General features: G+C 64.9%; 9 protein-coding genes. 3 read left to right on the top strand and 6 right to left on the bottom strand.

Features of this window, described 5'->3' with window-relative positions; genetic code table 11:
- The first annotated feature begins 76 nt into the window (after positions 1 to 76).
- The 3 genes from J2805_RS16540 to J2805_RS16530 all read left to right on the top strand — a co-directional run bounded on the left by J2805_RS16540 (position 77) and on the right by J2805_RS16530 (position 4,777).
- Complete coding sequence (locus J2805_RS16540) at positions 77 to 3,286, top strand: alpha-mannosidase (protein WP_309978129.1); 3,210 nt, start codon at positions 77 to 79, stop codon at positions 3,284 to 3,286.
- Positions 3,287 to 3,403: 117 nt separating this feature from the next.
- The gene (locus J2805_RS16535; protein WP_309978464.1) at positions 3,404 to 4,342 is read left to right on the top strand and encodes an ROK family protein; all 939 of its coding nucleotides are present in this window, start codon (positions 3,404 to 3,406) and stop codon (positions 4,340 to 4,342) included.
- A gap of 234 nt (positions 4,343 to 4,576) precedes the next feature.
- Complete coding sequence (locus J2805_RS16530) at positions 4,577 to 4,777, top strand: type I phosphomannose isomerase catalytic subunit (RefSeq protein ID WP_309978127.1); 201 nt, start codon at positions 4,577 to 4,579, stop codon at positions 4,775 to 4,777.
- A gap of 229 nt (positions 4,778 to 5,006) precedes the next feature.
- Here the strand turns inward: J2805_RS16530 and acs are convergent, their stop codons facing one another.
- The 6 genes from acs to J2805_RS16500 all read right to left on the bottom strand — a co-directional run bounded on the left by acs (position 5,007) and on the right by J2805_RS16500 (position 13,027).
- Positions 5,007 to 7,040, bottom strand: a complete 2,034-nt coding sequence (gene acs / locus J2805_RS16525; protein ID WP_309978125.1) for an acetate--CoA ligase — start codon at positions 7,038 to 7,040, stop codon at positions 5,007 to 5,009.
- A gap of 74 nt (positions 7,041 to 7,114) precedes the next feature.
- Positions 7,115 to 8,314 (bottom strand): acyl-CoA dehydrogenase family protein, encoded by a 1,200-nt coding sequence (locus tag J2805_RS16520; protein ID WP_309978123.1) that lies wholly within the window; start codon positions 8,312 to 8,314, stop codon positions 7,115 to 7,117.
- A 43-nt stretch (positions 8,315 to 8,357) separates the two neighbouring features.
- Positions 8,358 to 9,278 carry a 4-hydroxy-tetrahydrodipicolinate synthase gene (gene dapA / locus J2805_RS16515; RefSeq protein WP_309978121.1) on the bottom strand — a complete coding sequence of 307 codons (921 nt, stop codon included), beginning with the start codon at positions 9,276 to 9,278 and terminating at the stop codon, positions 8,358 to 8,360.
- Between the two features lie 145 nt (positions 9,279 to 9,423).
- Positions 9,424 to 10,575 (bottom strand): TIGR03364 family FAD-dependent oxidoreductase, encoded by a 1,152-nt coding sequence (locus J2805_RS16510; protein WP_309978119.1) that lies wholly within the window; start codon positions 10,573 to 10,575, stop codon positions 9,424 to 9,426.
- 64 nt (positions 10,576 to 10,639) lie between these two features.
- On the bottom strand, positions 10,640 to 11,533 hold the full coding sequence (locus J2805_RS16505) for a LysR family transcriptional regulator (protein ID WP_309978117.1): 894 nt from the start codon (positions 11,531 to 11,533) through the stop codon (positions 10,640 to 10,642).
- 24 nt (positions 11,534 to 11,557) lie between these two features.
- The gene (locus tag J2805_RS16500; protein WP_309978116.1) at positions 11,558 to 13,027 is read right to left on the bottom strand and encodes an aldehyde dehydrogenase family protein; all 1,470 of its coding nucleotides are present in this window, start codon (positions 13,025 to 13,027) and stop codon (positions 11,558 to 11,560) included.
- Positions 13,028 to 13,076 lie beyond the last annotated feature (49 nt).

The raw sequence follows: 13,076 nt of genomic DNA, 5'->3' as shown, positions 1-13,076 counted from the left end.
CGGTTTAGTAGGATCATTTGATGATGATTCCCGGGAACGCACTACCTTCATTCTCACTTCGCAGAGGAGTTCCACCGTGCACGAAGAGACCTCGCTCACCGTTGGGCGCGTGAACCGTGTCCTCATTGAGCGCGTCCGCCCCGCCATACACTCGGCCCGCATGCCGCTCGAGATCACCGTGCACCAGCTGCCCGGCGAGCCCGTTACCCCCGCCGAGGGGCTAGGCCTCGACTACCAGCCTTTCACCGCCGGCAGCATGTGGGGTCCGGCCTGGGGCACGACATGGTTTCGTGTCCGCGGGGAATTACCGGCGGAGTGGGCGGGACGTAAGGTCGAGGCCATCATCGACCTTGGCTTCGACGTGAACATGACCGGCTTCCAGTGTGAGGCCCTGGCCTATCGGCCCGACGGCACGCCGATCAAGAGCATCAACCCGCGCAACCAGTGGCTCCCTGTCGAGGCCGTCGCTGGGCAAGATATCGAGTTCTACCTCGAGGGCGCCTCGAACCCGACGCTGCTCGACTACCACCCGTTCCTGCCGACGCAGGAGGGCGACATCCTCACCTCTTCCGCGGAGCCGCTGTACCGCGTGCGGCACATGGATCTCGCCGTCTTTGAGCCCGAGGTATTCGAGTTCTCGCTCGACCTCGAGGTGCTCATCGAGCTGCAGGCCGAGCTGCCCGAGTCCTCGCCTCGCCGCATGCGCATCCTGAAGGCCCTGGATGATGCGCTCGACGTGTTGGACCTGCAGCGCATCGTCCAGACCACGCCGGACGCCCGAGGAAAACTGGCCGAAGTGCTCGCCTCGCCGGCGGAGGCAAGCGCCCATCGCATCGCCGCCGTCGGTCACGCTCACATCGACTCCGCCTGGCTGTGGCCAGTGCGCGAGACGATCCGCAAGGTCGCCCGCACCACCTCGTCTATGACGACCCTGATCGACGAACAGCCGGAATTCAAGTACGGCATGTCCAGCGCCCAGCAGTACGCATGGATCAAGGAGCATCGGCCCGAGGTCTGGGCGCGTGTAAAGGCCGCCGTCGAGGACGGACGCTTCCTGCCACTGGGCGGCATGTGGGTCGAGTCCGACACTGTCATGCCGACCGGCGAGTCGCTCGTTCGCCAGTTCTCGCACGGGCAGCGTTTCTTCGAACGCGAGTTCGGAATCCGCTCGAAGGGCGTCTGGCTGCCCGACAGCTTTGGCTACTCTCCTGCCCTGCCGCAGCTCATGCGCCGAGCCGGGTTCGAATGGTTCTTTACACAGAAAATATCCTGGAACCAGCGCAACGTCTTCCCGCATCACTCCTTCCTGTGGGAGGGCATCGACGGGTCACGCATGTTCACGCACTTCCCCCCGATGGACACCTACAACTCACAGCTGAGCGGCATGGAAGTCGCCAAGGCCAGCCGCCAGTTCAAGGAGAACCGCGTCGCAACCATGTCGATCGCCCCGGTTGGTTGGGGTGACGGCGGAGGCGGCACCACTCGTGAGATGACTGGTCGCGCGGCGCGCATGGCCGACTTGGAGGGATCAGCGAGGGTCGAGTGGAAGCACCCCGACGACTTCTTCACAGATGCCAAGGCCGAGCTGACCGACCCCGCCGTCTGGGTCGGCGAGCTGTACCTCGAGCTGCACCGTGGCACCCTCACCAGTCAGCACGCCACGAAGGCGCTGCATCGTTGGGCCGAGCACGCGCTCATCGAGGCAGAGCTGTGGACAGCGACCGCGGCCGTACGATTGGGCGCGGAGTATCCCCACGAGGAGCTCGAGCAGCTGTGGCAGCTGGTGCTGCTGCACGAGTTCCACGACATCCTGCCCGGCACCTCGATCGCTTGGGTGCACCGCGAGGCCGTCGAGGTGCTCTCGGGTGTGCTTGCCGATGCTCAGTCGCTCTCGGCCACGGCACGTCAGGCGCTGGCTGGCGTGGGCGACAAGGTGCTGCGTTTCGTGCCGACCTCGGTCGACAACGGTCGCGCACTCGGCGCATCCTTCCTGGCGTTGAGCGAAGGCGGCACAGCAGAACCGGGCGCTGCACCCACGGTCTTTGCCCTGGCGGGCGGCCCGTCCAGCCACGGGGAGGACACAGTGGACGCCGCTTTCCTTCGGTCCACGCCGAATTTCGGGTCGGGTCCCACGACATTGACAATCCCGGCCCCTGCCAGCGCGGCCAGCTGTTCCGAGCGCAGCGCACTCAGCGAGCTCGCAAACAGAAGCGACGAAACGCAGAACGGTCCCGCGGCATTGCAGAAGGAGAGCGGCGGATACCGCCTCGAGAACGCTCTGGTCTCGGTGCTCATATCCGCCGAGGGGCTCATCACCTCGGCCGTCGATAAGGCAACCGGTCGCGAGACGATCCCCGCCGACCAGCCGGCAAACCTATTCCAGATACACCAGGACTTCCCGAACATGTGGGACGCCTGGGACATCGACCGCTACTACCGCAACCGCGTCGATGACCTCACGGCCGCGTCGGCAGTCACAGCGTCCGTCGCCGACGGCGTCGCGACTGTCGTCGTGAAGCGGGAGTTCTCGGCGTCGAGCATCGAGCAGACAATCATGCTCCGTCCCAACTCACGCACCGTGTTGCTGCGCAACGACATCGACTGGCACGAGACCGAGAAGCTGCTGAAGCTTGCCTTCCCGCTTGACATCTTCGCCCGCGAGACAGCTGCCGAGACTCAGTTCGGCTTCCAACGCCGCGCGACCCACGTGAACACGAGCTGGGAAGCGGCGAAGTTCGAGACCTCCATGCACCGCTTCGTGCTCGTCGAAGAGGACGGCTTCGGCGCCGCGCTCGTAAACAACTCCCTCTACGGGTACGACACGGCGAGGGCATCCCAGGATGACGACGTCACGACCACCGTCCGGCTGTCGCTGCTGCGCGCGCCGCGGTTTCCCGACCCCGACACGGACCACGGCCACCACAAGATCGAGGTGGGCTTCGTCATCGGTGCAGACGCCGCGATCGCGACTGCCGAGGGCATAAAACTCAACGCGCCGGCGACGCTCGTGCGCGGCGCGAACGAAGTAGAGCCGCTGATCTCGGTGACCGGCGATGGCATCATCGTGTCGAGCGTGAAGCTCGCCGACGACCGCTCGGGTGACGTCATTGTTCGCGTGTACGAATCGCTCGGCCGTCGCGCCCGGGGCGAGCTGTCGGTGGGCTTCGCGCACGCCGGCATCCGCGAGGTCTCGCTCATCGAGGACGACATTGATGACACGCGCACCGGCTGCGAACTCTCGCTTAAGCCGTTCGAGGTCCGCACCCTGCGCATCGCGCGAACCTGAACCGACGGCGTCCGAACCGTGAAATTACACCCGCCGGCGGACCTCGCGCGGAAGGGACGAGGATTCCGCGAATCCTCAGGCAAACATCACTTGGAGGTGGTCGTGAACGGCGTAACTATGGCTGTGGATCTGGGCGGCACTAAGGTCGAGGCCGCTTTGGTGGACACACAGGGTGCGGTGTTGACGCGGACTCGTCGGCGTGCAGCAACGGGCCCGGGCGCGGGACCCGCCGAGCTACGGTCTGTGGTGCAAGCCGTAGTGGCTGGGGCGCTCGAGGCGCAACCGCCGGGGTACGTGCTCAAAGCGGTGGGAATCGGCAGTGCTGGCCCTCTGGACAGTGTGGCGGAGACGGTCTCACCGTTGAATCTCCCCGTCCGCGACTTCCCGATCGTCTCGGCCGTGCGAGATGTCGTAGGAGAGACGATTCCGGTCAGACTGGCGCTCGACGGTCTGTGCATCGCATTGGCAGAGTCCCGCTTCGGCGCCGCGGCGGGTGTCTCGAGCAGTGTGTCGATGGTGGTCTCCACCGGAATCGGCGGCGGGATCGTGATCGACGGTGCACCGCTCGTCGGCGAGCAAGGCAATGCCGGGCACATCGGTCAACTCCGCGTTTCCGCCGAAGAATCTCCGGAGTGCGCGAACGTCGGCACGCTCGAGTCAGTCGCTTCCGGACCCGCCTCGGTGGCATGGGCACAGCAGCAAGGATGGACCGGCCGAAACGGCGAAGAGCTCGGGCGCTTCGCCCGCTCCGGTGACAGGCTGGCACGGGCGGCGATCGAACGATCAGCGAAGGCGGTCGGACAGGCCCTCGCAGGAGTGTGTGCACTGCTGGATGTCGACCTCATCGTCATCGGCGGCGGCTTTTCGCACGTCTCTGACGACTACGTCGACATGGTCGAGGCGTGTACCCACCGCGCTGCCGTATTGCCCGCGGCGCGAACGGTGAAGGTCGTGCGGGCCGCCCTCGGCTCCGACGCTCCTCTTGTTGGTGCGTCCTTGCTTCCGGCCCTGATCATCTCATCGCGAGGGCACCACGCCCAGAGAAGCACTGCGTAAGCGCCGCTGTTTTCTGCCGACGAAGTTCAATCTAACGCCATGAGCAGCTGCCATGTTCGTTGAACTGCAGAACACCCCGCGCCCGTAAGCCTAGGGGTTGCCAACGGCGATCCCCAAGCTCCAAGGCCGCGAGCCGTCCGGTGAGCCGGAGGCAGAGTTGTGGCTCGGCGCCCACGAGGGCTCGCCGGCTCGCCTTGCCGACGTAACCAGCGCGGGGCATCCCGACCTCGCGTCATGGACCCAGCGTCCGCCGGCCTCACCCAGCCACGATTGCCTTTCCTGTTGAAGCTTCTCGCTGCCGATGCGCCGCTGTCACTGCAGGCCCACCCGTCGGCCGAACAGGCTGCGGCTGGATTCGAGCGCGAGAACCGCGCACAGGTCGCCCTCGATGCTCCGCACCGCAACTACAAGGACGCCTTTCGCAAACCGAGCTAGTCGTCGCCCTGAGCGAGACGTACGACGCGCTGTGTGGCTTCCGGCCCGTTGCCAAAGCCACAGCCGACATCGATGCCCTCATCACTACAGCCGAGGGCGAAGGGATGCTGCCGGCCGCAGCCGAGTTACGCGGACTTCGCGACCGCCACAGCTCGAATTTCGAGGGTGTAGGGCATGCGTTTCCCTGTCTTCCGCTTGCAATAACCTCTGGGGCGTGTTTACGTGCGTTCTAGCCGGACGTGTTCAGCTTTACCGCAGTTAATTGCACCAGCGTCTCCATGACGGTGTTGTCTGCCAGGGTGGTGGCGTCGCCCACTTCGCGGCCTTCGGCCACGTCCTTCAGCAGGCGTCGCATGATCTTGCCGGAGCGGGTCTTCGGCAGTTCTGGGACCACCAGAATGGTCTTGGGCTTGGCGATGGGTCCGATCTCCTTGCCGACGTGGTTCCGGAGTTCCTGGACGATCTGGTCCCCGGTGTCCACGGCGTCTTCGCGGAGGATCACGAACGCGACGACGGCCTGGCCGGTGGTCTCGTCGGCGGCGCCCACGACGGCGGCCTCGGCCACGGCCGGGTGGGACACCAGGGCGGATTCGATTTCGGCGGTGGAGAGCCGGTGGCCGGAGATGTTCATGACGTCGTCTACACGGCCCAGGAGCCAGACGTCGCCGTCGTCGTCCTTCTTGGCGCCGTCACCGGCGAAGTACATGGTCTCGAAGCGGGACCAGTAGGTCTCCTTGAACCGTTCCGGGTCGCCCCAGATGCCCCGGAGCATGGCCGGCCAGGGTTCGCGGATCACCAGGAAGCCGCCGTGGCCGTTGGGCACGGACTCGCCGGCTTCGTCGACGACGTCCACGGCGATGCCGGGCAGCGGGACCTGGGCGGAGCCGGGTTTGGTGGCGGTGACGCCGGGCAGCGGGGCGATCATCTGGGCACCGGTTTCGGTCTGCCACCAGGTGTCCACGATCGGTGCCGGGTTGTCCTTTTTCTCGCCGTTCTTGCCGGCGTTAGCGCCGATGACGTCGCGGTACCACATCCAGGCTTCGGGGTTGATGGGTTCGCCCACGGAGCCCAGGACCCGGATGGAGGAGAGATCGAACTTGGCCGGGATCTCCTTGCCCCACTTCATGAACGTGCGGATCGCGGTGGGGGCGGTGTAGAGGATGGAGACCTTGTATTTTTCGATGATTTCCCACCAGCGGCCCTTGTGCGGGGAATCGGGGGTGCCTTCGTACATGACCTGGGTGGCGCCGTTGATCAGCGGGGCGTAGGCGACGTAGGAGTGTCCGGTGACCCAGCCGACGTCGGCCGTGCACCAGTAGACGTCCGTTTCGGGGTGCAGGTCGAACACAGCCTTGTGGGTGTAGGCGGTCTGGGTGAGGTAGCCGCCGGTGGTGTGCAGGATGCCCTTGGGCTTGCCGGTGGTGCCGGAGGTGTAGAGGATGAACAGCGGGTGTTCGGAGTCGTGGCCCACGGCCGTGTGCTCCGGGGAGGCAGCGTCAACAGTGTCGGCCCACCAGTGGTCCCGGCCCTCGTGCCAGTTGACGTCCTGGCCGTTGCGCTTGACCACCACCACGTTCTGGACGGTGTGTCCGGACTGGGCAAGGGCCTCGTCAACGGCGGGCTTCAGGGCGCTGGGCTTGCCGCGGCGGTACGTGCCGTCGGCGGTGACCACCAGTTTGGCTTCGGCGTCGTCGATCCGGGAGCGGAGGGCGTCCGCTGAGAAGCCGCCGAACACCACCGAGTGGACGGCGCCGATCCGGGCGCAGGCCAGCAGCGTGATGACGGCCTCGGGAATCATGGGCAGGTAGACGGCCACCCGGTCACCCTTGGCCACGCCGAGGGACTCGAAGGCGTTCGCGGCCCTCTTCACCTCGTCGGTGAGCTGGGCGTACGTGTAGGAGCGGCTGTCCCCGGGTTCGCCCTCGAAATAGATGGCCACCCGGTCCCCGAGCCCGTTCTCCACATGACGGTCCAAAGCGTTGTAGGCGGCGTTGATCTCGCCGCCGACGAACCACTTGGCGAAGGGCGGGTTGGACCAGTCCAGAGTTTCCGTGAAGTCCTTGCTCCAGGTGAGCAGTTCACGGGCCTGCCTGGCCCAGAACGCGGGACGGTCGGCGTCGGCCTCCGCGTAGTCCGCGGCAGTGACCACTGCATTCGCGGCGAAGTCGTCGGAGGGAGCGAACTTCCGATTCTCGTGCGAGAGGTTCTCGACGGTATCGCCCTGCTTACTGGCGGGTGATACAAAAATCTGGTGCTGAGACATCCTCAGGCTCCTTCGTTCTCGCGGAGTGGCGACTCCGGTTTCTTTTCCGTACAGCTTCAGGCGGTGTCGGAGATCTAGCCGAGCTGTCCGAGAATGTCCGGAAGGGCGCGGTTGATTTCCCAATCGCCTACGATGCGTGACTTGTAGACCACGGGGTTGTGCGAGGACACGACCCGGGCATTTCTCCAGTGCCGATCCAGTTGCAGCCCAGCCCTGGTAGCTGAAGCCCCCATCGCGTTGAACATTGCCGAAGCGGCTCTTTGGGCGAGCTCGGTCACCACAATCTGCGCCTGGTAGGACGCGATCCCCATCGCGCGGATGGCCTCGCCGAAGACGTCCGGGTCCACGGTAGAGGGAAGGGCCCAGATCTCGTCCAGCAGCCCAGCGACCCGCAGCACAATGGCTTCAGCCGCGAACGCCTGGGCGGAGATTTCACCGACGATTTGGTGGATTTGGATGTCGTCGCCGGGTAGCCCCGCGTTGCCGTGGCTCAGTCCCCGGGTTCGGCTGCGGAGGTACAGGGCGACGTCGCTGTTGACACGCCTGGTGATGCCGGCGAGGGTCACTACGTGGACGAGCTGATGGATTCCGGTGGCGTAGGGAAGTTGCGATTCCTTGAGCAGATCTGCCGCGGGAATGAGGACGTTGTCGAAAACCGCTGTGCCCGAGGCGGTCAGGCGTTGCCCGAATCCGTCCCAGTCGTCCTGGATGCTCAGCCCGGGGGCATCTGACCGGACCAGCACGGTGATTTTCCGGCCCCGCGAGGTTCGGGCGCCGGTGAGGATCCAGTCGGCGTAGAGGCTGCCTGTTGTGTAGCTTTTTGTTCCGTTAAGCCGGAAGTTCTCCCCGTCAGGAGTGAGGGTTGTCGCGCCGGCGCCCGGGACCGGGACCGGGGAGACATGTTCGGCTATGGCGTTGCCGACAATCTGTCCTTCGGCGATTCGCCGAAGCCAGGCTGCGTCGTCGGCAAACAGCCGGTCTTCGACAAAACAGATATGGGCCCGCAGCGATTGGGCAAGATTGGATTCCGCGGCGGCCAGGTCCGTGAGGAGACGGACAAACTCTGTGGCAGTGACGCCACCGCCGCCGTACCGGCGCGGCACGCGAAGCGCGCCGAAGCCGGCCGCGGCCAGCTCACGGATCTGACGGTGGAGAAGGACCCGGTCTGTTTCCCGCTCCGCCGCTCCGGCGGCGATGGATTCGAACATGGGTCGGTATTCATTCGCGAGCCAGGAATAGCCGGCGGGTGCGGCCGGTGGCGAGTCAATGCTCATGCGGCAGCCTCCTGGGTTAGGGGCAGAAGGTAGTCGGTGTGGTTCACGAAAGGGCCCATCCTGTTCCGCTCAGTTCTGCTGCGAGGTCTTCCGATTCCCGGCAGGTTGGTTCCGCCAGCGGAGGCCTGACAGTGGCGCTGGAAAGTGTCCCTTGTCGTTGCAGGATGTGCTTCGCCGCGGCGGCCGCGGGGACGTGGTCCATGACGGCGCGCACGAGTGGGGCAAGTTCAAAGTGGAGTTGCCGCGCCCGGAACAGGTTTCTGTCCTGGACGGCGTCGACCAGCTGACGGAATGGTCGCGGGGCGGCGTGGGCCGAGACGCTGATCAGTCCCGCAGCCCCAGCTGTCAGCCATGGCAGCGCGAGTGCGTCGTCACCGGCATAAACGGCGAGGTCGGTATCGGCCATGACCACCGTTGTGGCACTGAAATCGGCTTTTGCATCCTTGAGGGCAACAATTTGCGGGTTGTCGGCGAGCCGCTTCATGGTGTCGGTGCTGATGGCTATGCCCGCACGTCCGGGGATGTCATAGAGCATCACGGGAAGCTCGGTTGCTGCCGCGATGCTGGTGAAGTGGTTGAACACTCCGGTCTGGGTCGGTTTGTTGTAATACGGGGTAACGACCAGCTGGCCGTCGGCACCGGCTCGGGCGGCTCTCGTGGCCATTTCAATGGACCGGGCGGTGTCATTGGTTCCGGTACCTGCCACGACTATTGCCCGGTTGCCGACTGTCTCCTTGATGACCCGGACGAGGTTTTCCTTTTCACGGTCCTCCAGTGTGGAGGCTTCACCGGCCGTGCCGCAGACCACCAGCCCGTCATTGCCGTTGTCCACGAGCAGGGCGGCCAGTTCCGCGGCGCTGTCCAGGTCCAGCTGCCCCTCGGCGGTGAAGGGTGTGACCATGGCCGTGAGGAGGCTGCCAAACGGCCGGCGGGGAGGCGGGTCTTGTGGTGTTTGAGGTGTCACGGAGGAGACTCCAAGGTTGGCTGCCGATTCACGACAGCAGCGGGCGGGCCCGATCGGGGCAGGACCGGGCGGAACGGCCGGGATTGAGGCGGAGGGACAGGCGGCTAACGGGGCCAGCTGCGTCAGTGCTGGCAGCTACCTGGATTCAGAGTCGGTCCATGGTTTCGGCGGCGATGCCGAAGGACAGGGTCATGCCGATTCCGGAGGTTACGGTGATGGCGGTTGTGGTGGAGTCGATGTCTTCGACGAGGAGGGAGGTCAATGGGCTGGAGGCATATATCCCTTGCCAGCGCTGGGTGACGGTCAACGGCGCGCCGAGGAGTTTCTCGATTTCGCGGACAAGCCGTGAGGTCATCCACTCGTCCTGGAAAGGGCCTATGGTCTGGCCATAGACGTGGCTGTCGCCAAGCAGGACTGTCCCGTCGGGGCGGCGGGTGAACATGACGTTCGCACCAATGTCGATCAGTTCGGGGCTGTGGCTGTAAATTTCCTGTCGGAGCGCGTCCGCTGCGGGCATGGTTGTGAAACCGTCGTAGCGGGTCATCGATGTTCCGGTCAGCACAGCGGAGTTCAGGTTGTAGCCCTGGGGTGCAGGTGCCATGGCCATCTGCAAGGCGCAGCGCTGGACCTGGTAACGGGCGGCGACGTCGGGTAGCAGGTAGTCCAGGTCATGACCGACGCAGACGAGTACTTTGTCGGCGTGAAAGTCGCCCCGGCTGGTAGTGACACTTCCGCCCGCCTGGATGTCCTTGACCGCCGTTCCCCAATGGATGTTGACTCCGTCCTGGTTCTGCAGCCAGCCGGCGATATCGGGGGCGGCGGTGCGCGGGTCCACCCGCAGGTCCGCGGGGAGGAACGCGCCGCCGCGAATGTCGGGGTCGGGCGTGCCGGCTGATGCGAGCTGTCCCGCCGTCTGCTCGGCTGTCAGCAGTTGCACGCTGTCGGTGCCTCGTTTGTCCCTGAGCTGTTCGAGGACCGCCAGTTCTGTCTGGCTTCGGGCAACGACGACGGCGCCGGCTTCAGGCGCCCAGAAACCGATGCTTTGGGCGGCTGCCAGCCAGCCTTCCCGGGACCTGTAGGCGGTATCGAGGTGCGCGCCGTCCTGGGCGGTAATGCAGCAGTGACCAAAGTTCCGGATGGAGGCGCCATTGGGGCGGGCATCCCGTTCGATGATCCGGACGGTGTAGCCCTTGCGGTGGGCCTCAAAGGCGTGGGCCAGGCCGATGATGCCTGCTCCGACAATGATGAGGTCCGTGTGCTCGCCTTTGAGCGTGTCGGTGGGATCGGGGGTGTTCATAGGTCCTGCCTTTCTGGGAAGGAAGTTTGTGCCGGCCGGGAGAGGTGCCGGTCCTGAACGGTGTTTAGGGCCAGGCATGCAGTTTTTGGATCATCTCAACGAATGACTGCTCGACCGGGGTCAGCAGCTGTCCGGCCATACGGACGAGTGATACGGGGCGGTGGCGCGGTGCGGGATGGATATTGAGTCTGACGAGTTCACCGGAGCGCAGGTCCTGGGCTACGACGTGTTCGGAGATGAGGGCCAGGCCAAGCCCGGCCCGGACCGATTCCCTGGCCGCCTCCGAGGTCCAGATGGTCCACTGCTCGGCTTGGGTGAGCTTCCAGTCAGCCAGGGACTGGTCCTGGTCGAACCGGGTTGAGGAGCCTATCTCCCGCAACAGAAACCGTTCACCTTCCAGATCCGCGGGGGTGAGGTCGCGTCCGGCCAGAGGGTTAGCCCGGCCTGCGACCAGTACAAGCGCGTCATCAAAGATCACGGTGCCTTCTAGCTGCTCGTGGTCAATTTCGCCGGCGCAGATGGCGAGGCTCACCTCCCGGTTAATCAGCCAATCGGCAACTTTTTCGGTGTTTCCTACCCGCAGCTCGGTTCTGAGCCCGTGGTTCTCGCTGAGGAAGCGGCTGATGGCCCGGGGGAGCAGATAGGACCCGAGAGTGCTGGTGCCGGCGACCGAGAGTTGACGGTCCTGGATCCCTTGGGCGGCGGCAACGTCCGCGTCGACCTGGTCCATGACCTCGAAGATCGCCCGGGCATGACCGGCCAGGACCTGCCCCGCCGGAGTCAGTGTGGCACCGGCGGGGCTCCTGTCCAGCAGGTGAGCCGACAGGGAGGTCTCAAGGCTGCGTACGTGGGCTGATACCGACGGTTGGCTCATGTAGAGTCTGCGGGCTGCGGCCGAGAAGCTTCCGGTTTCAACAACAGCGAGAAAGATCCGCAATCCCTGGATACTCAGGTTCATGATCACGAACCTAGCCGGTGGTCCTCAGACGGGGAAGCTGATGCACGCGGACCGCCACTCCATATAAAAGTCCCAGGTTTCCGGTGAGCATTCCGGGGCGCCGTACTGGGAGAGTTTGGCGCCCATATGGGGCATGTGCGGCCATGCCCCGACCCCCGGACGGTTGACGTGCAGCATGCCCGCCTCGAAGCGTTGCAGCGCGTCGTAGATGTGGGTGCGGTTGTTGGTGAAGATTGTCCCGGACATCCCGTACCGGACGGAATTGGAGATGTCCATGGCATGGTCGAAATTCTCCGCATCGATTACTGCCAGGACTGGTCCGAAGACTTCCTCTATGGCCAGGTCGGAGTCCGGGGCCACATCAGTCAGGAGAGTGGGCTCCATGAAGTAACCGTGGGCCAGGTTCCCGACGGCAACTGCGGAACCGCCGGTGCGGACCGTGGCTCCTTCGATGCGGGCTTGTTCAATGGCCTGCACACAGGCGGTGAGGCGGTCGGCGTTCACCACTGGTCCGAGCCGTGTGGCACTTTCGAACGGGTCGCCAATCGTCAGTTCCGCTGTCCTGGCCAGTACCTTGCCGACCAGCTCTTCGCGGACCTTGCGTTCGACGACGACCCGGCTCGTGGCGCTGCAGCGCTGTCCTGCTTGCCCGAACGCCCCGTGCAGAATGGCGTCCGCGGCGAGGTCCAGGTCGGCGTCAGCGAGGACGATGAGTGCGTTTTTCCCTCCGAGTTCGAGTTGGGTTCTGGCTAGCCGGGGCGCCGCTGCTTTCTGGATGGCAAGACCGACCCCCAGCGATCCGGTAAAGGAGATGCCCCTTACATCGGGATGGTTGCTCAGTGTTTCCCCTGGTTCCCGGTCGCCCTGGACCAGATTCAGTGCGCCGGCCGGCACCCCGGCCTCGATAAAAATGTCGATGAGCAGGGCGGCGGTGTGCGGTGCCAGCGGCGACGGCTTGAGGACAGCGGTGCAGCCAGAGAGCAGGGCCGGGGCCATCTTCCACACCGGGATTGCCAGCGGGAAATTCCAGGGCGTGATCAGGGCAACCACTCCAATGGGTTTGCGCCAGGTGATTGCCATGCTCCTGGGTTCATCGGCCGGCAGGGTCGAGCCTGAGAGCCTGCGGCCTTCACCGGCGATGTAGCGCAGGATGTCCACGGCTCGTTGCGCCTCGCCCAGAGATTCACGCAGGCATTTGCCTTGTTCCCTGGTCACGGCACGCGCGATTTCATCCTTTCGCCGGGCCAGGATCTCGGCGGCCGCGAACAGGATGTCCCCTCGTTTGATGGTGCCCAGGGAGTCCCACTGCTGTCGGGCTTTTTCCGCTGCTCCTACCGCGTCCAGGGCATCCTGGATGGAAGAATCGGGAAAGTACCCGATGACGTCCCTGGTATCTGCCGGATTGACATTGGCGAACGTGCCGCCCCCCGACGCCGGCCGCCATTGGCCGTCGATATAGTTCAGGTTCAGTTCGGAGTCATTGAAGGTGTTCATTTTTCCTCTGTTGGTTTTCTTGGTGCCGGCATCGTGGCAGCAGGTTCTG

It is taken from the genome of Arthrobacter oryzae, assembly GCF_031454875.1.
GTDB classification, from domain to species: Bacteria; Actinomycetota; Actinomycetes; order Actinomycetales; family Micrococcaceae; genus Arthrobacter; species Arthrobacter oryzae_D.
The sequence above is the reverse complement of the archived record's forward strand: the minus strand, read 5'-3'. Positions and strand labels throughout refer to the sequence as shown.